The following is a 21,597-nucleotide window of genomic DNA, read 5'->3' as shown; positions in this document are numbered from 1 at the left end:
CTGGAAATTCATTGACCGGCGGTTGGCGACAGGCCTCCGCCGGTTTTTTCATGTGGTTTTTCGGGCCTTGGCCCTGTTATGCACCACTAATATGCGCCATCCGATTTTAGGGGTGGCGGAATCAGTTCTCTAAAGGTATCGGTTCAATCCCATGGCGCGATATGTTTTCATAACCGGCGGCGTGGTCTCCTCGCTTGGAAAAGGCATTGCCTCGGCCGCTCTTGGTGCGTTGCTGCAGGCCCGTGGGTATCGGGTGCGGCTGCGCAAGCTCGACCCCTATCTCAACGTTGATCCGGGCACGATGAGCCCGACCCAGCACGGCGAGGTGTTCGTCACCGACGATGGCGCCGAGACCGATCTCGATCTCGGTCACTACGAGCGTTTCACCGGGCGCTCGGCCACCAGGACCGACAACATCACCACCGGCCGCATCTACAAGGACATCATCGACAAGGAACGCCGCGGCGACTACCTCGGCGCCACTGTCCAGGTCATTCCGCACGTCACCAATGAAATCAAGAACTTCGTGCTCGAGGGCAACGATGATTACGATTTCGTGCTGTGCGAGATCGGCGGCACCGTCGGCGACATCGAAGCGATGCCGTTCATCGAGGCGATCCGCCAGCTCGGCAACGACCTGCCGCGCGGCAATGCGGTCTATGTGCATCTCACGCTGATGCCGTGGATCGCCGCGGCCGGCGAACTCAAGACCAAGCCGACCCAGCACTCGGTCAAGGAACTGCAGGCCATGGGCATTGCGCCCGACATCCTGCTGGTGCGCGCCGATCGCGAGATTCCGGCCGAGGAACGCCGCAAGCTCTCGCAGTTCTGCAATGTGCGGCCCTCCGCCGTCATCCAGGCGCTCGACGTGCCGTCGATCTACGATGTGCCGATCGCCTACCACAAGGAAGGCCTCGACACCGAAGTTCTGGCAGCCTTCGGCATTGATCCGGCGCCGGCGCCGCGCATGCAGGCCTGGGAAGCGGTCTCCGAGCGCATCCACAATCCCGAGGGCGAAGTCACCATCGCCATCGTCGGCAAGTACACCGGCCTGAAAGACGCCTACAAGTCGCTGATCGAGGCGCTCTATCACGGCGGCATCGCCAACCGGGTAAAGGTCAAGCTCGAGTGGATCGAGAGCGAGATCTTCGAGAAGGAAGACCCGTCGCCCTGGCTCGAGAAGGTCCACGGCATCCTGGTGCCCGGCGGCTTCGGCGAACGCGGCGCGGAAGGCAAGATTTCCGCCGCTCGCTTCGCCCGCGAGCGCAAGGTTCCCTATTTCGGCATCTGCTACGGTATGCAGATGGCGGTTCTCGACGCGGCGCGCAATCTGGCCGGTATCGAGGATGCGATGTCATCGGAATTCGACCGCAAGTCCGGCACCCACGTCGTCGGCATCATGACCGAGTGGCTCAAGGGCAACCAGCTTGAAAAGCGCGCGGCCAATGGCGATCTTGGTGGCACCATGCGCCTCGGCGCCTATCCGCATCCTTTGAAGTCGGGCTCGCTGATAGCCGGCATCTACGGCTCCAACGAGGTCTCCGAGCGCCACCGTCACCGCTACGAGGTCAACATCGCCTACAAGGAACAGCTCGAGGCCGCGGGCCTTGTGTTTTCAGGCGTGTCGCCCGATGGCCTGCTGCCCGAAACCATCGAATACCCCCGGGATGTCCATCCCTGGTTCATCGGCGTACAGTACCATCCGGAACTCAAGTCGCGCCCGCTCGAACCGCACCCGCTGTTCGCAAGCTTCATCGAGGCCGCGCTGGAACAGTCACGGCTGGTCTAGCCATTTGGAGACTGTCGCTTCGGCTGCCGCATTCGTTCGGGAAAGTGCACTATCTCTGGTATGTTGAAGCGCGCCAGGTTCGATCGAGCCTGGCGCGTTTCGTATCAGGCGGACTTGCCGATGCCGTGTCTGAACACGGTGAAGAGAAACACCAGCATCGAGGCTGCCGTCAGGATCGATCCTGCCGCCGCCATGCCGTGGCCGCCCTGCTTCAGCGCGATGACGATGCCCGGAACCATGACGATGACGCCGGCCGTCGCAATCAGCAGGTGGATCTTCGCCAGACCCGAGGCTGCCGCCGACGGCGTGACGGTGTAATAGAGCCCGAACAGCCCCATGGTAACCCAGCCGACCAGGTTGAGGTGGGCGTGCGCGCCCGCCAGGCCGTGATCCTCCGATATCGACATCTGGATGCCCCAGAACATGCCGATGGTGACGCAGAGCACGCCTATGACAAAGAAATAAAATCCGATTCCACGCATTGGTATTCCCCCGTTGGTTGCGCCCGGTTGAGGCGCTGCCTGCAATGGCAGTGAAAGAACCGGCGCCGCAATGTGCGACAATTTGGCGCAATTTGACAGGAACCGGAGGTTGTCCCGATTGCAGGTACGGCTCCTGCGGGATGGCTACGGCTTTCGCTCGGTCATGCCAGCCCGCCGCCAAACCAGCTGCTCGCGATCACCGCAGCCGGTACCGGAGCGACCGCCAGCGCCACGCCGAGAAGGAACTGCGGAAACGACATCAGCTTGCTCAGGCCCGTGACCAGCGCAATGCCGCCGCCGCCGCCGAGCAACGTGTTGCCGGGCAGGTTGACCAGCGCGATCAGCGTGAGCATCCGGTGATTGACCAGCCAGGGCTTGAGCCAGCGCGGCGCATGTTGCGTCAGGTAGCGGTCGCGGCCGCGGGGCCCGAGCCGGGCGAAGGCCTCGATCAGCACCGCCACCCGGTCAATGCCGTGACGCCTGAGCCATCCCGCCAGCCTCCGCTCCGGAACCAGCCGCCCCAGCGAAAACGACAGCGTCAGCGCCGCAATCGTCGACAGATAGACGATCAACGCGACCTTCGCGCCAAACACCATCAACAGTGCCACGCCGATCTCCGTGCCCGGCACGAATGGAATGGCCGTCAGCACAATGTAGGCCAGCAGAATGGCCGCGACCCCGCCGAGATAGGCCATGCTGCCATCCGCAAGGTTCGAGACCTGCAGGCGATCCTCGATTGCCATCCCGACCCAGCGCCCGCCGGCGATCAGGCCGGCATAGAACACCACCAGCAGGATGATCCTGATCCATCGGCGGTTCACGCCGGCACTCAATGGGCACGCTTGGGCATAAGGCCGTATCCTGTCATCGGATGTCCCGGTCTTGCGCGAACCGCGCCCCCATGGGTCTGCAATCCCGACCGTACTCATGGCCATGGCGCAGTACTATCGAAAACCGGCTTTGCGAGCGGGAGTGCAGATGGTCCGCGGATAACCACTGGCACGTGTTCACAGGGCTTGCTGCGCAACTGCGCTATCCTATGCCGGATGATGCATGGCGCGATAGTACGATTTGTCCCGGTTGCTAAACATTTGCCGCTTCAGCGGGATCGGGTTAGTTTGATCGCCACAAGATCCAGCCATGCTCGGGCGTCGCGCACCAAGATTTCAACGGCCGAACGGCCAGGAATGATTTCATGCCGCATATAAGTTCAACCCTGCGCCGTCTCGTGCGGCTTGTGCTGCTTGTTGCCATTGTCGCCCTGTCGGCTGCGGCGGCGCGCGCCCAGGAAACGGTCGCACCTGCCGGTCCGACCATCGAGATCGGCGAGGGGGTCATCTCCGATGCCGAGATCCGCAGCCGCATCCAGACCATCTTCCGGGAGATCGAGGGACTGAACCGGATCTTCGTGTCGGTCAGTTCCGGGGTGGTCACGCTCAACGGCCAGGTCGAGGAGGCGGTTCTCGCCCGGAAGGCCGAGGATCTGGTCAGCCGTGTGTCGGGCGTTGTCGCCATCGAGAACCGGTTGACCGAGCAGACCGCGGTAACCGAACGGCTCAAGCCGGTCATCGGCCGCTTCGAGACCCGGCTGCAGCAAAGCCTCGATTATCTGCCGCTGGTGCTTGTCGCCGGCCTTGTCTGGGTGCTCATCGGACTGCTCGGTTGGTTCATCACCACGCGCAACCAGCCCTGGAACTGGCTCACCCCCAACGCCTTCATTGCCGATCTCGTGCGCCAGACCGTCTGGCTGGGGTTCCTGATGCTCGGCGCCGTGGTGGCGCTCGACATTCTCGGCGCCACGGCCGTGCTAGGCACCATTCTGGGCGCCGTCGGTATCATCGGTCTGGCCATCGGTTTTGCCGTCAAGGACACGGTTGAAAACTACATCGCCTCGATCCTGCTGTCGGTCCGCCAGCCGTTCCAGCCTCGCGATTTCATCGCGCTCGAGGGGATGCAGGGCTTTGTTATCCGGCTCACCTCGCGCGCCACCATCCTGATGGACGTGGACGGCAACCACATCCGCATCCCCAATTCCACGGTGTTCAAGGCCACCATCGTCAACTACACCCGCAACCCCGAGCGCCGTTTCTCCTTCGAACTGGGCATCGACGCCGACAGCCAGCTGCACGAGGCGCTGGGAATCTGCCACCAGACCCTTGATGGTCTTGATTTTGTTCTGAAAAATCCGGAGCCTGGCGCCTGGATCGAGCAGGTTGGCGATTCCAATGTCCTCATCGGCGTTTCCGGCTGGATCAACCAGGCGGAGACCGATTTCGTCAAGGCCCGCTCCGAGGCGATCCGCACCGTCAAGACTGCGCTGGAGACCGCCGGCTTCGCGCTGCCCGAGCCAATCTACCGTCTGCGCTTCGATAACGGCGTCCCGGTTCCCGCCGCCGAGCAGCCGAAGCAGAAGTCCGGAACCAGACCCGCTACCGGCCAAAAACCGTCTGCAACGGTCAAACCCGTTCCGGCGGCGGAACCCGAGGCAACCGAAACGCCTGCCGCCGACCAGGTCACCGACACCGCCGTCGACGAGGCCGTGCTGAAAAAGGTCGATGACGAACGCCAGCAGGAGCCGGGCAAGGACCTGCTCTCGAGCAACGGCGAAGACGAACTCGGAGCCCGCCCGCCTGCCTGAGGCGCGACGACGGTCCGGCAGTCTGGCGGCAATATGGGGATTTACAGGACGGCCGGCGTGTCCTCGCGGCAGCTGCGTGACGTCAATCTACAGCCCGACCCCGTTCTATAGATAACGGCAGTCGCGTCCCGGGCCGCTTTTGGCAGAAGCGCGCGGCTGCGTCCAGTGCTGGCGACGGCGCCGAACCATGCTTTGCATGATCCGGGCGGGTCCGTGCACGGCCGGATGCCGCGCGTCCAATGCTTTCAATGCCTTGTCCGGCCCGGCCTGCGATTTCTTCCACACCCCTGGAACCTCGTGCCACACTTTTCGCACTCTCGCCGCCGGATGGATCGCCAACGTGTCGGTCCAGGCGGGAGGAAGGCCTCCGGGCGCTTGCCGTAACGTGCGGCAGGACGATGGAGGAGGCGGAGCACCGGCATTGCTCAGCTGGCAGGTTTCTCGTCCCTCCCGGGCGGGCGCCTGACCAGCCACCGGAGAAATCCTCACCCCTTGTGCCGGCCAGCGCCGGCCGGCAGCCAGGGTGGGGGTGGAAACGGGCCTGTGGCGGGCCGTCTTGCGGATACGGGGAAGGGCGTGGCGTTCAAGCTTCGCCCTGGCGCTCCCGGATCGTCAACGCAAGGCCAAGCCCGTGTCGGAGAATGCCGCAAGCCGATTTCAACCGCCCATGTCCGGGTGGCGGGAAGCGGTACGTCACCGCCTGTCGGATGCGGACACCATCCGGCGAGACTCGGGCCCGCGCGCGGTTTGCGCCACCCAACCTATTCCATCTTCTGAACGGCACAGCCTGCGCGCGGCCCTCCGGAGACTTTACCTGCCCTCATATCCCGGCGGTCTGCCGCGCGGGCGCGCTGCCTCATGCGCCCTTGCCGCGAAACCGTAAATCTGAGACACTCTTGTCGTGTGACGTTCCCGCCCTGACCGCATCGTGTTCCGCGATGTGTAGCCGCGCCGGACCGGAAACGCACGCCCCTGGAGGATCAGACGATGCCTGTTCGCGCCCATCCCGTAAGACCCGTTGCCACTGCTGCGCTCGCATTGGCTCTTGCATCGATGGTTGCCGGCCCCGCCCGGGCCACCGTTTCGATTTCCTGCTCCGACATGAAGTTTGATTCGAGCATCGACATTGTTCTTGGCGCAGGCCCGGTGCCGAACGTGTATTCCGTCTCGCTGTCCGTCGGCGGCCGCGACTTCACCACGGTACCTGGCATGCCCGGCGAGCCGGTCGCCATCGCCCAGGCTTATGACGATGGCGAAGTCTTTCGTATCGATCTCGTTGACGATCAGGCGACACGGCGGGTGGCGGCGATCCGGCTGCTGCGCGCCGATCACGACACCGCGCCCGTGCAGATCGGCTTCGTGCAGATAGAGGACGAGCCGCCGATCGGGATTTCCTGCGTAGGGCCGTGACGCATCCCGTTGCTGCCCCGTGAACTATGAACGGTACCGTTCATATGAATTCATGACGATTTTGACGCTGTGCCAACCAGGCAGGAACGGGCTACTGGGCTTTCTTCACATAGGCCGACATCAGCTGCGCCATCCGCGCATTGCGGATTTCGGCGGTGTTCTCGCCCATCACCACGCCGACCACCGACTTGCCGCCGCGATTGACGGAAGTTGCGAGGTTGAAGCCCGACGCGCGGGTGTATCCGGTCTTCAGCCCGTCGGCACCGGGGATCATCTCCATCGCCTTGTTGTGGCCCTTGATGGTGCGGCCGGCGACGGTCACCTCTGTCTGGCCGAAATAGCCGTAGTAATGCGGGAACTGGCGCCTCAGCGCGATCGACAGCCGCGCCATGTCGGTTGCCGTCGTCACCTGGTTCGGATCGGGCAGGCCCGAAGCGTTCCTGAAGGTCGTGCGGCTCATGCCGAGCGAGCGGGCTTTCGTAGTCATCATCTCGGCGAAGCGGGCTTCCGAGCCGCCGCCGAGGAATTCTGCCACCGCGGTTGCCACATCATTGGCTGATTTGACCACCAGCACCCGGATCGCGGTGTCGACCGGGATCGACTGTCCCGCCTTCAGCCCGAGCTTGGAGGGCGGACGTGCAGCTGCGTTGTGCGAGATCGGAATGAGGTCAGTACGGCCCACGCGGCCCTGGTCCATGGCCTCGAACAGGAGGTACAGCGTCATCATTTTGGTCAGCGAGGCGGGATAGCGCAACTCGTTGGAATTGGCACCGTAGAGCATCTTGCCGCTCTTGGCGTCGACCACGATGGCCGCGTATTTCTCGGTCGTCGGCGCAATCGGCGCGACGCTGTCCTCGATGGAACCGCCCGTCGAGGCGCAGGCCGAAACCACGGCCATCACCACGATCAAACTCAAAGACAAGCGGCATCGGCGCCATGCGCCCGTAATCAGCCCGGTCAAAACCAGCTCCCGTTTTCAGCCCGTTAACCAATTACCGTCTGGGCGCGATTCCTGCAAGGGTGAGACCGTTTTCCCGGTGCAACCACTTGTCGCGGGGCCCGCCGCGCCCGGGCGCGGTTGCGCCCCGTCCGGGCTTGCTGATAAGGGAGGGCCGAACGGAGTAAACTCACCGATGCCATCACCGCGCACCCCACGTCCCCTCGATCATCTCGTGCTTCCGGTCGAGGATCTCGACACCGCGCGGGCCCGCCATTCCGCCCTCGGCTTCACCGTCGCCGCCGATGCGCGCCATCCCTTCGGCACAGAGAATGCCTGCGTGTTCTTCGCCGACGGCACCTATCTCGAGCCGCTGGCGATAGCCTCGCGCGAGGAGTGTGAGGAAGCTGCACGCAAAGGCAATGTCTTCGTCGCCCGCGACCAGGCCTACCGCTTCCGCAGCGGTGAAAATGGCTTCAGTGCGATGGTTGTCGGCTCGAAGGACGCCAAGGCCGATCACGCCCGTTTTGTCGAGCTCGGCATGTCCGGCGGCCAGATGCTCACCTTTTCCCGGCCAATGACCTTTCCCGACGGTTCGCAGCAGACCGCAAGCTTCGAGCTGTCATTCGCGGGCGATCTGCGCTCGCCGGATTTCTTCGGCTTCGCCGTCGAGCGCATCAATGTCCCCTCCGCCGACCGGTCCGCGCTGACGGCGCATCCAAACGGTGTGGAAGGTATTGCCGAAATCATCCTGTCTGAACCCAACCCGACTGATTTCCAGTATTTCATCCAGGAGCTTGCCTGCAACCGCGAGGTTGACGCCAACTCCTTCGGCATGTCGGTCGAGCTCGACGGCGCCACGGTCACCGTCTTCAACAAGGCCGGGCTCGAAACCCATCTGGGCATCGTCGATCCGTCGCGCGAACGCGGTCTTCTCGGCCGCGCCGTGGTCTACCGGGTCAGGGATCTGCAGGCGCTCGCGGCGCTGTTCCTGAAAAACAACGTCACCGCCCGCCAGGTGGCCGGCCGGCTGATCGTCGACCCGGCTCCGGGCCAGGGCGTCTGCTACTGCTTCGAGGAAATCCGATGATCCATAAGCCCAATGCGACCGTCGCGGTCGGCAACGCAATCTTCGACAATGCCAGGCCGCTGACCCTGATCGCCGGTCCCTGCCAGTTCGAATCCCGCGATCATGCCTTCCAGATGGCGGGCGCGCTGAAGGAGCTGTGCGAAGGGCTCGGCATCGGGCTCGTCTACAAATCGAGCTACGACAAGGCCAATCGCACCTCGCTGTCGAGCACCCGCGGCGCCGGCCTCGATGCGGCGATGCCGGTTTTTGACGAGTTGCGCGAGAAACTGGGGCTTCCGGTGCTCACCGATATCCACAGCGAGGAGCAATGCGCCATCGTCGCCCCGCATGTCGATGTGCTGCAGATCCCGGCTTTCCTGTGCCGTCAGACCGACCTGCTGGTCGCCGCCGCCAGGACCGGCAAGGTCATCAATGTCAAGAAGGGCCAGTTCCTCGCCCCCTGGGACATGAAGAACGTGCTCGGCAAGATCACCGGCTCGGGCAATGCCAACGTGCTGCTCACCGAACGCGGCGCCTCCTTCGGCTACAACACGCTGGTCAGCGACATGCGCGCCCTGCCGATCATGGCCGACATGGGCGCACCGGTGATCTTTGACGCCACCCATTCGGTGCAGCAGCCCGGCGGGCAGGGGACCACCTCGGGTGGCGAGCGCCGTTTCGTCGAGACGCTGGCCCGTGCGGCCGTCGCCGTCGGCATTGCCGGTGTGTTCATCGAGACGCATGAGGATCCGGACAATTCCACCTCCTCCGACGGCCCCAACATGATCCCGCTCAAGGAGCTGCCGAGGCTGCTCGAAACCCTGATGGCGTTTGACGCGGTCGCCAAGCGCTGATCGGCCATCACGCTTTGACGCAAGGCTGAACACAAAAAGGCCGCCGGGTTTGTCCCCGGCGGCCTTTTGCGTGTCATCATCGGCGATGGTTTCAGAACTCGCTCCAGCTCTCTTCCTTCCGGGCGGTTGCCGCGCCGCCGCGTCCGAAGGCCGAGGCGATCTTGGCGCCGAGCGCCCTTGCCGGATACTGCGCCGGTCTGGAAGCTGGCGTGGCCACGGCGGGTGCCCGGCGTGGCTGGCCGCCGGTGGTGAAACGCCTCATCAGCCCCTCGAGCTTGACCGCTTCGCTGGACAGGCCCTGGGTTGCCGCATTGGTTTCTTCCACCATCGCCGCGTTCTGCTGCGTGGTCTGGTCCATCTGGTTGATCGCCGCGTTGATCTCGGCCAGTGCCGTCGACTGCTCGCGCGCGCCGGTGACGATCGACTGGATCAGCTCGTTGATCTTGCCGACCTGGCTTTCGATCTCGCCGAGCGCCGTGCCGGTCTGGTTGACCAGCGTCACGCCGGTGCCGACCTGGGTCGAGGAGGTGTCGATCAGCGTCTTGATCTCTTTCGCCGCATTGGCCGAGCGTCCGGCCAGTTCGCGCACTTCCTGGGCGACCACTGCGAATCCCTTGCCTGCTTCGCCTGCGCGCGCCGCTTCCACCCCGGCATTGAGCGCCAGCAGGTTGGTCTGGAAGGCGATGTCGTCGATCACTGAGATGATCTGGCTGATCTGCTTCGACGACTCCTCGATGCGCTCCATGGCCGAAATCGCGTTCTTGACCACGGCTCCGGATTTCTCCGCACCGGTCTTGGCGGCACCGACCATCTGGCTGGCTTCCTCGGCGCGCTGCGACGAGCTCTTCACCGTCGAGGTGATTTCATCAAGCGCCGCCGCGGTTTCTTCCAGCGAAGCCGCCTGCTGCTCGGTGCGCTTGGACAGGTCGTCCGAAGCAGCCCCGATTTCGGAGGAGGCGAGCCGCACGGCTTCGGTGGTCGAAGAAATATCGTCGATTGTTTCGCTGAGCGATCCGACCGCGGCGTTGAACTCCGTGCGCAGCTTCTCGTAGGCCGGCGCGAAATTCGCATCGATACGATAGGCGAGGTTGCCCGAAGACAGGTTCTCGAGCCCTGTGGTCAGCGCTTCGATGACCCGGACGCGCTCGGTATCTTCGGCCGCCTGGCGTTCGGCTGCTTCATGCTCGAGCCGCTTGATCTCGGCCTGCTCGGCTTCGGAGCGGGCTCGCGCCGACTTCCGTTCCATCGCGGCTTCGCGGAAATAGGCCACCGATTGCGCCATCTCGCCGATCTCGTCCTTGCGCTCGGCATGCGGCACCTCATCGGAATAGTCGCCGGCCGCCAGCTTGCCCATGTAGTCCTTCATGTCGGTGAGCGGACGGATGACCTTGCGCGACACATAGACCATCAGGGCAAGTCCCAGAGCCAGTGCCAACGCAGCGAAAACAGTTCCGGCAACCACCGACTTGTCGGCATCGGCATTCATGGTTTCAATCCGGCTGGCGGTTTCGGCTTCGATCTGGGCCTGTGCCGCTTCGACGGCGGTCGAAGACTTTTCGATTTCCTTCTGCAGATTGTCCGCCACCTGGTCGAACGATCCCATCAGCTTGTTGCCCTCCGCCGGACCGCCGGCGACATAGGCCTGGGCCATCTCGATGCCGGCAGCAAGGAAGACCGCATACTGCTCTTTCAGCGACTTAATGGCCGTGCGCAAGGCCGGATTGTTGAGGCTGTCTCCGATCTCGACAACCCGCTGTGCCTTTGTGCTCAGCTCTTGCGCGGCCTCTTCGGCCAGGGCGAACCCGTCATCCAGACCGTCCATGCCCCGCGTGGCCGAAACATCGGTCAGCGCTTCTTGGGTCGACACGATGTCGAGTTCGATGCCCTTGGTCAGCACCGCCAGTTCGGTGATCAGCTTGTCGCTTGTCTTGGTGTCGCTGGCCAGTTCGTGGCTGCTCTTGGCGAGATCGATGATCATGTAATCGGCATAACCGATGGCCGCGAGATTGGTCGCGATCAGCGCCGCTATTGCGAAAGGCAAGGCACGGCCGAGTTTTAGGTCGGTAATACGCACTTCAGGGCTCCGATATGCTCGTTATGACTGCAGAATGTAAAACAGGTGGATTTGCTGCGCGGCAACCAATGCCGCCCGGTGGACCTGTCGGTCCGCTCTTGCTGATCGATGGTCACGCCGGCCGGCGTTGATGCGCGACCGCGCAATGTTGGGGGCGCGCTGCAGGCGGCGGGTAATCGCGCCGGCCTGGCAGTCGGCCTGTGCTGTGATGGGTATGCGGGCGGATGGCATGCAGTTTCCTTGAAAACCGGATTCCGGATTGGGGTTATGGGTGCGGAATCATTCCATCAGCCCGCCGTATCATGCGGCGGGCATGATGCCCTTAAGCCCTGTCGACATCGCCACCCTAGAGTATGAGCGGTTACTGATAAATTAACGGAAGCTTTTCAAAGGGCTGCGAAATTTGGCCTGGTCGGTGTTCGTGAAAAATTCACAACGCGATCATTGGTCTGCGGGAAGCTGGCGGATTGGGGGCCTCGCTCCAGGGCATTACACGCTTGAAATAGCACGTCTTCCGTTGCGGATGCCAATTGATAAACTTTCCTTAGTTAATGAAGTATGCTTTATGCATGAAATGCTTTCAATCAAATGCGGCGGCTTCGGCCAGCCTGGTCGAAGCGCCATGCACACAGGCCACCGGCTTGTCCCCGGCGGCGGCTTCCGTCGTATCATCGAGATGTGAATTGGGACGTGGTTCAGCCCTGCCGTCAGCGCCAGCTGCTGTGCCTCGTTGGCCAGTGGAAATGGACGGCAACCGGTCCCTTCACAAATGGTGCGGCTCGCGCTGCGGCGTTGGTCTTGAGGCGCCCGGCGAGGTCCTCGAGATAGACTGCCTCGGTCGACCGGCGCTGCGTTGCGACAGTGCGTATTCCGATGCCATCGTCAGCTTCCAGGCTGCGCCCGCAATTGATTTTTCAGCGCAGTGCGGTAAGACGGCGCAACGCCGCCCGGCGGCACTTGAATCCCAGGCCCAGCCTCTCAAGAAGGAAAATCACCATGACCGCCATTATCGATATTGTCGGACGGGAAGTTCTCGACAGCCGCGGAAATCCCACCGTGGAAGTGGATGTGCATCTCGAGGACGGCTCCATGGGGCGCGCGATGGTGCCGTCCGGCGCGTCCACCGGGGCGCACGAAGCCGTTGAGCTGCGCGATGGCGGCGGCCGTTACCTCGGCAAGGGCGTCGAAAAGGCCGTTGCCGCCGTCAATGGCGCGCTGCGCGACGCTATCTGCGGCATGGATGCCGAGGGCCAGATCGCGCTCGACAAGGCGATGATCTCGCTCGACGGCACTGCGAACAAGAGCAAGCTCGGCGCCAATGCCATTCTCGGCGTCTCGCTCGCTGCCGCCCGCGCCGCCGCGCAATCGAGCGGCCTGCCGCTCTACCGCTATGTCGGCGGCGCCAATGCGCGCCTGCTTCCCGTTCCGATGATGAACATCATCAATGGCGGGGCGCACGCCGACAACCCGATCGACTTTCAGGAATTCATGATCATGCCGGTCGGCGCCGACACGCTGCGCGACGCAGTGCGCATGGGCTCGGAAGTCTTCCACACCCTCAAGAAGGAACTCGCCGCCGGCGGCCACAACACCAATGTCGGCGATGAAGGCGGTTTTGCGCCCGATCTCAAGAGCGCGCCCGATGCGCTCGATTTCATCATGAAGTCGATCGAAAAGGCCGGCTACCGTCCGGGCGAGGACATTCATCTTGCGCTCGATTGTGCCGCCACCGAGTTCTTCAAGAACGGCAAGTACGAGCTGGAAGGCGAGGGGCGCTCGCTCGAGCCTGAGGCCATGGCCGACTATCTCGCCGAACTGCAGGCAAAGTACCCGATCATCTCGATCGAGGACGGCATGGGCGAGGATGACTGGGACGGCTGGAAGGCGCTGACCGACAAGATCGGCGACAAGTGCCAGCTGGTCGGTGACGACCTGTTCGTCACCAACTCGGCGCGGCTGCGCGACGGCATCAAGATGGGGGTGGCCAATTCGATCCTGGTCAAGGTCAACCAGATCGGCACGCTGTCGGAGACGCTGGACGCGGTCGAGACCGCCCACAAGGCGCGCTACACCGCGGTAATGAGCCACCGTTCGGGCGAGACCGAGGACTCGACCATTGCCGATCTGGCGGTCGCCACCAATTGCGGACAGATCAAGACCGGCTCGCTGTCGCGCTCCGACCGGCTCGCCAAGTACAACCAGCTCATCCGCATCGAGGAAGAGCTGGGCGTCGAAGCCGCCTATGCCGGCGCCTCGGTGCTGCGCGGATAACGTATTGCCGCCATGATGCCCGCACAGGCGGGCGCCAGGACACGTCGGAAGCCCGCATGAAAATGCGGGCTTTTGCATGCAGTGCAGCAATTCGCGCGACCGGCTAACGCTAAATTAAGCTTGGGCTGTCATTCTCGCCCACTCGCAGGGGTAAGGCGTTTTTCGAATGCGGACACAGTTTAGAAAGCAGCGAGTCTGGGGCCGTTGGGTCGTTCCGGTACTCTCGGCTGCCTGTTTTACCTATTTTGGGTTTCATTCCTGGTCAGGTGCCTATGGTCTCAATTCGGCCGAGGCGCTTGAGATCCGCCGTGTCGAATTGTCCGAACGCCTTGCAACCTTGACCGAACGCAGGCAACATCTCGAACGCAAGGTCATGCTGTTGAGCGACGGTGCGGTTGAGGCCGACATGCTGGACGAGCGGGCGCGGGCGCTGTTGAATGTCGCCCGCGAGGACGAGGTCGTCTATTTCAACTGATTTAGACAGTTAACTGGACTCCGGTTAACATTAAGAAATGTCAATAAAAACAATGCCGTGACAGGAATATCAGCTATGCGTTTATGCGCTTGCTGATGGACCGCAATTTCCCTATGGTCAACTCAACATGACCACTGGGAGGATGACATGGCGCCACGCAAAAGCACCACAGCCGCATCCCGCAAGAAACCCGCTGAAAAGAGCGGGCTGAGCGGCGGAATCACCGAATTCGACAAGGCGACCGAACTCGAGGCCTATCGCGAGATGCTTCTCATCCGCCGCTTTGAGGAAAAGGCCGGCCAGCTTTACGGCATGGGCTTCATCGGCGGCTTCTGTCACCTCTATATCGGCCAGGAAGCCGTCGTTGTCGGCATGCAGATGGCTTTGAAGGATGGCGACCAGGTCATCACCGGCTATCGCGATCACGGCCACATGCTGGCCAAGGGTATGGAAGCGCGCGGCGTCATGGCCGAGCTGACAGGCCGCCAGGGAGGCTACTCCCGCGGCAAGGGCGGCTCGATGCACATGTTCTCCAAGGAGAAGGATTTCTACGGCGGGCACGGCATCGTCGGCGCCCAGGTTTCGCTCGGTACGGGTCTCGCCTTTGCCAACAAGTACCGCGGCAATGACAGCGTCTCGGTCGCCTATTTCGGCGACGGTGCCGCCAATCAGGGCCAGGTCTACGAGAGCTTCAACATGGCCGCACTCTGGAAGCTGCCGGTCATCTATATCGTCGAGAACAACCGTTACGCCATGGGCACGTCGACGGCGCGCTCGTCGGCCCAGTCGAACTTCTCGCTGCGCGGCAACTCCTTCGGCATCCCGGGCCACCAGGTCGACGGCATGGACGTGCGCGCGGTTCACGCCGCCGCCGTCGAGGCTGTCGCCTATTGCCGCTCCGGCAAGGGCCCGATCATCCTCGAGATGCTGACCTACCGCTACCGCGGCCACTCGATGTCCGATCCTGCGAAATACCGCTCCAAGGACGAAGTCCAGAAGATGCGCTCCGAGCACGACCCGATCGAACAGGTCAAGGCGCGCATGCTCGAGCTCAAGCACGCCACGGAGGACGATCTCAAGGCCATCGACAAGAAGGTGCGGGATATCGTGGCGGACTCGGCCGACTTCGCCCAGAACAATCCGGAGCCGGATGCATCCGAGCTCTACACCGACATTCTGCTGTAAGGGGAGGGACCACCATGCCGATTGATATCCTGATGCCTGCGCTGTCCCCGACCATGGAAGAGGGCACGCTGTCGAAATGGCTCAAGAACGAGGGTGACTCCGTCGCCGCCGGCGACGTGATCGCCGAAATCGAAACCGACAAGGCGACGATGGAAGTCGAAGCTGTCGACGAGGGCAAGATCGGCAAGATCGTCGTCCCTGCCGGCACTGAGAACGTCAAGGTCAACGCCGTCATCGCCGTGCTCTTGGAAGAGGGCGAAAGCGCCTCCGACATCGGCTCGACGAAGAAGGCCGAGCCGGCGCCCGAGCCGGCTGCGACCGCCCCGAAGGAAGAAGCCAAATCCGAAGCCCCGGCCTCGGTGCCGGCCGCTCCCAAGGCTCCGGTTGAAAACACCGCGGCCGCCGACCCGGCGATCCCGGCGGGCACCGAAATGGTGCCGACCACCGTGCGCGAAGCGCTGCGCGACGCCATGGCCGAGGAAATGCGCGCCAACGAGGACGTCTTCCTCATGGGCGAGGAGGTTGCCGAATACCAGGGCGCCTACAAGATCAGCCAGGGCCTGCTGCAGGAATTCGGCCCGCGCCGCGTCGTCGACACCCCGATCACCGAGCACGGGTTTACGGGCATCGGCGTTGGTGCGTCGATGGCCGGCCTTCGCCCCATCGTCGAGTTCATGACCTTCAACTTCGCCATGCAGGCGATCGATCAGATCATCAACTCCGCCGCCAAGACGCTTTACATGTCGGGCGGCCAGATGGGCGCGCCGATCGTCTTCCGCGGCGCCAATGGCGCGGCTGCCCGCGTCGGCGCCCAGCACTCGCAGTGCTATGCCGCCTGGTACAGCCACATACCCGGCCTCAAGGTGGTGATGCCCTATACGGCGGCCGACGCCAAGGGCCTGCTCAAGGCCGCGATACGCGACCCGAACCCGGTGATCTTTCTCGAAAACGAGATCCTTTACGGCCACTCCTTCGATGTGCCGAAGATGGATGATTTCGTGCTGCCGATCGGCAAGGCCCGGATCCACAAGCAGGGCAAGGACGTCACCATCGTCTCCTTCGGTATCGGCATGAGCTACGCCGTCAAGGCGGTCGAGGAACTCTCCGGCATGGGTATCGATGTCGAGTTGATCGATCTGCGCACCATCCGCCCGATGGATCTGCCGACCGTGATCGAAAGCGTCAAGAAGACCGGCCGCCTGGTCACCGTCGAGGAAGGCTATCCGCAGTCCTCCGTCGGCACCGAGATCGCCACGCGCGTGCAGCAACAGGCGTTCGATTATCTCGACGCGCCGATCATCACGATCGCGGGCAAGGATGTTCCGATGCCCTACGCAGCAAACCTCGAGAAACTGGCGCTGCCGAACGTCGCGGAGATCGTCGATGCGGTCAAAGCCGTCACCTACACCGCTTAACGGGAGGACTGTCAGATGCCTATCAACATCACAATGCCCGCCCTGTCGCCGACCATGGAGGAGGGCAACCTCGCCAAATGGCTGGTCAAGGAAGGTGACAAGGTTGGCCCCGGCGACGTGATCGCCGAGATCGAGACCGACAAGGCGACGATGGAAGTCGAAGCCGTCGATGAAGGCACCGTCGCCAGGATCGTGGTTCCCGCCGGCACCGAAGGCGTCAAGGTCAATGCCCTGATCGCCATCCTTGCCGCCGACGGCGAAAGCGTTGACGATGCGGCCAAGGGCGGTGGAGACGCTCCGGCGCCTGCTGCCGCAGAAGCCCCGAAGGCCGAAGCCGCCAAGGCTGACGCGGCGCCGACACCGGACAACAAGCCGATACGTGATCAGAATCCGGCAGCACCCGCAGCCCCTCCGGCGCCGGTCGCGGCTTCGGGCGAGCGCACCTTCTCCTCGCCGCTGGCCCGACGCATCGCCAAGGAAGCCGGCGTCGACGTCTCGGCGATTTCCGGCTCCGGCCCCCATGGCCGTGTCGTCAAGAAGGACGTCGAAGCCGCGATCGCCTCGGGCACCGGCAAGGCGCCGGCCGCCGAAGCCGCGCCGCAGGCTGCTGCGTCCGCTGCTCCTGCCGCAGCACCAAAGGGCATGTCCGATGACGCGGTCCTGAAGAACTTCGCCGAAGGCTCCTATGAGCTGGTCAAGCACGACGGCATGCGCAAGACCATCGCCCGCCGCCTGCAGGAATCCAAGCAGACGATCCCGCATTTCTACGTCACGGTGGATTGCGAACTCGATGCGCTGCTCAAGCTGCGCTCCGAGCTCAACAAGGCGGCGCCGCTCAAGGACGACAAGCCCGCCTACAAGCTCTCGGTCAACGACATGGTGATCAAGGCGCTGGCGCTCGCATTGCGCGACGTGCCCGATGCCAACGTGTCCTGGACCGACGAGAACATGGTGATGCACAAGCATTCCGATGTCGGCGTCGCCGTCTCCATTCCCGGCGGCCTGATCACCCCGATCATCCGCTCGGCCGAGCTCAAGACGCTGTCGGCGATTTCCAACGAGATGAAGGACCTCGGCAAGCGCGCCAAGGACCGCAAGCTCAAGCCCGAGGAATACCAGGGCGGAACCTCGTCGGTCTCCAACATGGGCATGATGGGCGTCAAGGATTTTGCCGCCGTCATCAACCCGCCGCATGCGACCATCCTCGCCGTCGGAGCGGGCGAACAGCGTGCCGTCGTCAAGGACGGAGCGCTTGCGATCGCCACGGTGATGAGCGTCACCTTGTCGACCGACCACCGTGCCGTCGACGGTGCGCTGGGGGCGGAATTGCTCGCAGCCTTCAAGGGCTACATCGAGAACCCGATGGGAATGCTGGTCTGAGACTGCTCCGGGAGAAGTGACGATCAACGCTAAGGGACGCGGCAAATGGCTGACAATGGTGTGAACGAGAACTTCGGCAAGACCTGGACCTGGATGGCGGTCCTCGCCGCCATCTGCATCGTGGGCGGTTTCCTCGCGCTCACCAATCCGTTCGGCGCCACCATCTTTGCCGTGACGCTGGCAGGCTGGGTGTTCCTGATCCAGGGCATCATCCAGGTCTTCCACGCGTTTCGCGTCCGCGACTGGACCGGCTTCCTCTGGTCGCTCGGCATCGGCGTGCTTTCACTGCTGGTCGGCATCGTGCTGGTCGCCGACCCGTTGGCCGGCGCCATTCCGCTGACGCTCCTGGTCGCGGTGCTGTTCCTGGCGACCGGTGTCGCCAAGACCATGTTTGCGCTCGCGCTCAGGCCGCTCGACGGCTGGATCTGGGTGCTGGCCTCCGGCTTGGTTTCGGTGGTGCTCGGGGTTATGATCCTTGCCGGACTGCCGGCAACTGCGACCACCATCCTCGGCCTGCTGCTCGGCATCGAACTGGTGTCGAACGGTGTGCTGTTCCTGTTCGTGGCTCTGGGCCTGCGCAAGCTGGGTGAAATGCGGTGAGCGGCATATGAAAACCGTCCTCTGCTACGGCGACAGTCTGACCTGGGGCTACGACCCGGAAACCCGGTCGCGGCACGCGCTCGAAGACCGCTGGCCATCGGCACTGGCGGCAAGCCTGGGTGAGGGCGTCCACGTCGTCGCCGACGGGCTGAATGGCCGCACCACGGCGTTTGACGATTACACCGGCGATTGCGACCGCAACGCCACGCGCACGCTGCCGACAGCGCTGCACGCCCATGCGCCGCTCGATCTTGTGATCATAATGCTCGGCTCCAACGACATGAAGCCGGCGGTCGCGGGCACGGCGCATGCGGCGTCCAAGGGGATCCGGAGGCTCTTGCAGCTGATCCGGCTGCACGCCTGGCCGGTTGAGCAGGATGTGCCGCAGACACTCGTCGTGGCGCCGCCGCCGCTGGTGGAAACCGCCGACCCGGATTTCGGAGCGATGTTCGAGGGCGGTGTAGAGCAGTCGGCAATGCTCGCCTCGTTCTATGCCGATCTGGCGGACGAGATGGGAGCGGGTTTCTTCGATGCAGGTTCCGTGGCCGAATGCTCGGCAATCGACGGGGTGCATCTCGACGCCAGGAACACCCGCGCCATCGGCCGCGGACTGTCGCCGGTGGCGCGGCTGCTGCTGGGACACTGAATTTGGAGCAATTGACCAAGGTCAAGGAGAACAATGGCTTCGGGCGGATAGAGTGCAGTCATCACCCAACCAACGAGGAGATGATTGATGTCGAATACGCCCCACGAACTGGCGGAGGAATTTCCCGAACACGTCGCGAAAATGCATGAGTTGAAACAGGGCGACGCCCATTTCGCCAAACTCTTCGATGCGTATCACGACATCAACCGGGCCATTCACCGCGCCGAAACGAACATTGAGCCGACGGACGATTTCAACATGGAATCGATGCGCAAGGAGCGCCTGAAGCTCAAGGACGAAATCTACGGGATGCTGGCGGGCTGACGAAGCCCCGACGCGCCCCGGACAGCTGGCAGGGCGGGCGTTGATCCGTCCGCCCTGACTAAGAGGAGACGAGGCGTGTCAAACACTTACGACGTGATCATCATCGGTTCCGGCCCCGGCGGCTATATAGCGGCCATCCGCGCCGCCCAGCTCGGCCTGAAGACCGCCGTGGTCGAACGCGAGCACCTGGCCGGCATCTGCTCGAACTGGGGCTGCATCCCGACCAAGGCGCTGCTGCGCTCGGCGGAGGTGCTGCATCTGTCCGAACACGCCAAGAATTACGGCCTCAAGCTCGAAGGCAGCGTAACGCCCGATATCGAAGCCATCGTCAAGCGCTCGCGCGGCATTGCCGAGCGGATGAATGGCGGCGTCGGCTTCCTGATGAAGAAGAACAAGGTCGACGTCATCTGGGGCGAGGCGAAACTCACCAAGCCGGGCGAGATCGTCGTTGCCAAGACCACCAAGAAGATCGTCGAGCCGCAGGGCCCGATCCCGAAGAACACGCTGGGCGAGGGCACCTACACCGCCAAGCACATCATCGTCGCCACCGGCGCCCGTCCCCGCGCGCTTCCGGGCATCGAGCCCGACGGCAAGCTGATCTGGACCTATTTCGAGGCGATGAAGCCCGAGAAGATGCCGAAATCGCTGCTGGTCATGGGCTCCGGCGCCATCGGCATCGAGTTCGCCTCCTTCTACCGCACCATGGGTGTCGACGTGACCGTGGTCGAGGTGATGAAGACCGTGATGCCGGTCGAGGACGCGGAAATCTCCGCCTTCGCCAAGAAGCAGTTCGACAAGCAGGGCATGAAGATCCTGCTCGAGGCCAAGGTCACCAAGGTCGAGAAGGGCGCTGATTCGATCACCGCGCATGTCGAGCTCAAAGACGGCAAGGTCGAGAAGATCACCGCCGACCGGATGATTTCGGCCGTTGGCGTGCAGGGCAACATCGAGAACATCGGTCTGGAAACGCTTGGTGTGAAGACCGATCGCGGCTGCATCGTCATCGACGGCTACGGCAAGACCAACGTGCCCGGCATCTACGCCATCGGCGATGTCGCCGGTCCGCCGATGCTGGCCCACAAGGCCGAGCACGAAGCCGTCATCTGCGTCGAGAAGATCGCCGGCCTGCCGAACGTTCACCCGATGGACAAGCTCAAGATCCCCGGCTGCACCTATTGCAATCCGCAGGTGGCTTCAGTCGGCCTGACCGAGGCGAAGGCCAAGGAACAGGGCCGCGACATCCGCGTCGGCCGTTTCCCCTTCGTCGCCAACGGCAAGGCGATTGCGCTGGGCGAGGACCAGGGCATGGTCAAGACCATCTTCGACAAGAAGACCGGCGAGCTTTTGGGCGCGCATCTTGTCGGCGCCGAAGTCACCGAGCTGATCCAGGGCTTTGTGGTGGCGATGAACTTGGAGACCACCGAGGAAGAGCTGATGCACACCATCTTCCCGCATCCGACGATCTCGGAGACGCTGAAGGAAAGCGTACTCGACGCCTATGGGCGGGCATTGAACGCGTGACCGGCTTTCGCCGGTTGCCTCGGATCGTTGTGATGCCAGCCGTTGGCGGAGCAGGTCTGGGTGCTCTGGCGGGTCTTGCCGCCCTTCGCGGCCGCGGCGCGGTCGAGTTCGGGACGCTCCACCTTGAAGGACTGGCGGGAATCGCGGCGGTATCCGTCGTCCTGGCATTGATGGGGCTGCTGCTCGGTCTTACATTCTGGTTGATCATGCGGGCGCTGCACGCCGCGGCAAAAGGAGACAGACGATGATGATGGAACATCAGATGGGGTTTCTGGCCATGCCGGGGCTCGGGTTCTTCGGTCTGCTGCTGGTCGGCCTGATTGCCGGCTATGTCGCCGAACGCGCCATGAACCGCGACCACGGGCTGTTCACCAACATGCTCGTCGGCATCGGTGGCTCGTTCGTCGGCAGCGCGCTCGCCGGTGTGCTCAACATCAATTACTACGGATTTGCCGGAAATCTGGTAGTCGCCATCATCGGCGCGCTCCTGATCCTCTGGGTCTTCGGACGCACGAAGCGCGGCTGAA

General features: G+C 63.3%; 20 protein-coding genes. 16 read left to right on the top strand and 4 right to left on the bottom strand.

Going from position 1 to position 21,597, the window contains the following annotated elements:
- Nucleotides 1-151 precede the first annotated feature (151 nt).
- Nucleotides 152-1,789 (top strand): CTP synthase, encoded by a 1,638-nt coding sequence (locus O4H62_RS01420; RefSeq protein WP_269385364.1) that lies wholly within the window; start codon nt 152-154, stop codon nt 1,787-1,789.
- 104 nt (nt 1,790-1,893) lie between these two features.
- On the opposite strand, the gene O4H62_RS01415 is transcribed toward O4H62_RS01420, so the two are convergent.
- Entirely contained in the window at nt 1,894-2,271 is a 378-nt protein-coding gene (locus O4H62_RS01415; protein WP_269385363.1) for a hypothetical protein, read from the bottom strand.
- A 161-nt stretch (nt 2,272-2,432) separates the two neighbouring features.
- Nucleotides 2,433-3,092, bottom strand: a complete 660-nt coding sequence (locus O4H62_RS01410) for a hypothetical protein (RefSeq protein ID WP_269385362.1) — start codon at nt 3,090-3,092, stop codon at nt 2,433-2,435.
- 374 nt (nt 3,093-3,466) lie between these two features.
- On the opposite strand from O4H62_RS01410, the gene O4H62_RS01405 reads away from it, so the two are divergent.
- The gene (locus tag O4H62_RS01405) at nt 3,467-4,909 is read left to right on the top strand and encodes a mechanosensitive ion channel domain-containing protein (protein ID WP_269385361.1); all 1,443 of its coding nucleotides are present in this window, start codon (nt 3,467-3,469) and stop codon (nt 4,907-4,909) included.
- A 987-nt stretch (nt 4,910-5,896) separates the two neighbouring features.
- On the top strand, nt 5,897-6,319 hold the full coding sequence (locus O4H62_RS01400) for a hypothetical protein (RefSeq protein ID WP_269385360.1): 423 nt from the start codon (nt 5,897-5,899) through the stop codon (nt 6,317-6,319).
- Between the two features lie 91 nt (nt 6,320-6,410).
- Here O4H62_RS01400 and O4H62_RS01395 read toward each other — a convergent pair whose 3' ends face one another.
- Nucleotides 6,411-7,241: a D-alanyl-D-alanine carboxypeptidase family protein gene (locus tag O4H62_RS01395; RefSeq protein WP_269385359.1), complete on the bottom strand. Its 831-nt coding sequence runs from the start codon at nt 7,239-7,241 to the stop codon at nt 6,411-6,413.
- Nucleotides 7,242-7,452: 211 nt separating this feature from the next.
- Here O4H62_RS01395 and O4H62_RS01390 point away from each other — a divergent pair, with 211 nt between their 5' ends.
- Together O4H62_RS01390 and kdsA are read left to right on the top strand one after the other, a co-directional pair.
- Nucleotides 7,453-8,346 carry a VOC family protein gene (locus O4H62_RS01390; protein ID WP_269385358.1) on the top strand — a complete coding sequence of 298 codons (894 nt, stop codon included), beginning with the start codon at nt 7,453-7,455 and terminating at the stop codon, nt 8,344-8,346.
- Nucleotides 8,343-9,179 (top strand): 3-deoxy-8-phosphooctulonate synthase, encoded by an 837-nt coding sequence (kdsA, locus tag O4H62_RS01385; protein ID WP_269385357.1) that lies wholly within the window; start codon nt 8,343-8,345, stop codon nt 9,177-9,179. The genes O4H62_RS01390 and kdsA overlap by 4 nt, the downstream gene beginning before the upstream one ends.
- A gap of 91 nt (nt 9,180-9,270) precedes the next feature.
- Here kdsA and O4H62_RS01380 read toward each other — a convergent pair whose 3' ends face one another.
- Entirely contained in the window at nt 9,271-11,253 is a 1,983-nt protein-coding gene (locus tag O4H62_RS01380) for a methyl-accepting chemotaxis protein (RefSeq protein WP_269385356.1), read from the bottom strand.
- A 996-nt stretch (nt 11,254-12,249) separates the two neighbouring features.
- Here O4H62_RS01380 and eno point away from each other — a divergent pair.
- The 11 genes from eno (at nt 12,250) to O4H62_RS01325 (ending at nt 21,596) form a co-directional block, all read left to right on the top strand.
- Complete coding sequence (eno, locus tag O4H62_RS01375) at nt 12,250-13,524, top strand: phosphopyruvate hydratase (protein WP_269385355.1); 1,275 nt, start codon at nt 12,250-12,252, stop codon at nt 13,522-13,524.
- A gap of 166 nt (nt 13,525-13,690) precedes the next feature.
- The gene (locus tag O4H62_RS01370; protein ID WP_269385354.1) at nt 13,691-13,999 is read left to right on the top strand and encodes an FtsB family cell division protein; all 309 of its coding nucleotides are present in this window, start codon (nt 13,691-13,693) and stop codon (nt 13,997-13,999) included.
- 147 nt (nt 14,000-14,146) lie between these two features.
- Entirely contained in the window at nt 14,147-15,184 is a 1,038-nt protein-coding gene (gene pdhA, locus O4H62_RS01365) for a pyruvate dehydrogenase (acetyl-transferring) E1 component subunit alpha (RefSeq protein WP_269385353.1), read from the top strand.
- 14 nt (nt 15,185-15,198) lie between these two features.
- On the top strand, nt 15,199-16,599 hold the full coding sequence (locus O4H62_RS01360) for a pyruvate dehydrogenase complex E1 component subunit beta (protein WP_269385352.1): 1,401 nt from the start codon (nt 15,199-15,201) through the stop codon (nt 16,597-16,599).
- A 15-nt stretch (nt 16,600-16,614) separates the two neighbouring features.
- Nucleotides 16,615-17,979, top strand: coding sequence for a pyruvate dehydrogenase complex dihydrolipoamide acetyltransferase (locus O4H62_RS01355; protein WP_269385351.1), 1,365 nt, complete (start codon nt 16,615-16,617; stop codon nt 17,977-17,979).
- 45 nt (nt 17,980-18,024) lie between these two features.
- Nucleotides 18,025-18,579, top strand: a complete 555-nt coding sequence (locus O4H62_RS01350; RefSeq protein ID WP_269385350.1) for an HdeD family acid-resistance protein — start codon at nt 18,025-18,027, stop codon at nt 18,577-18,579.
- A gap of 7 nt (nt 18,580-18,586) precedes the next feature.
- Nucleotides 18,587-19,225, top strand: a complete 639-nt coding sequence (locus tag O4H62_RS01345; RefSeq protein WP_269385349.1) for an SGNH/GDSL hydrolase family protein — start codon at nt 18,587-18,589, stop codon at nt 19,223-19,225.
- Nucleotides 19,226-19,312: 87 nt separating this feature from the next.
- Nucleotides 19,313-19,549: a YdcH family protein gene (locus O4H62_RS01340; protein ID WP_269385348.1), complete on the top strand. Its 237-nt coding sequence runs from the start codon at nt 19,313-19,315 to the stop codon at nt 19,547-19,549.
- A 75-nt stretch (nt 19,550-19,624) separates the two neighbouring features.
- A complete protein-coding gene (gene lpdA, locus O4H62_RS01335) occupies nt 19,625-21,070 on the top strand; it encodes a dihydrolipoyl dehydrogenase (protein WP_269385347.1) in 1,446 nt (481 codons plus the stop codon).
- Nucleotides 21,071-21,102: 32 nt separating this feature from the next.
- Nucleotides 21,103-21,318 (top strand): hypothetical protein, encoded by a 216-nt coding sequence (locus O4H62_RS01330; protein WP_269385346.1) that lies wholly within the window; start codon nt 21,103-21,105, stop codon nt 21,316-21,318.
- Nucleotides 21,319-21,320: 2 nt separating this feature from the next.
- Nucleotides 21,321-21,596 carry a GlsB/YeaQ/YmgE family stress response membrane protein gene (locus O4H62_RS01325; protein ID WP_269386263.1) on the top strand — a complete coding sequence of 92 codons (276 nt, stop codon included), beginning with the start codon at nt 21,321-21,323 and terminating at the stop codon, nt 21,594-21,596.
- The last annotated feature ends 1 nt before the right edge of the window (nt 21,597 follow it).

Origin of the sequence: Parahoeflea alexandrii, assembly GCF_027214025.1 — a bacterium.
Classification (GTDB): Bacteria; Pseudomonadota; Alphaproteobacteria; order Rhizobiales; family Rhizobiaceae; genus Hoeflea; species Hoeflea alexandrii_A.
Note: the sequence above shows the minus strand (reverse complement) of the source record. Positions and strands in the feature narration are given on the sequence as shown.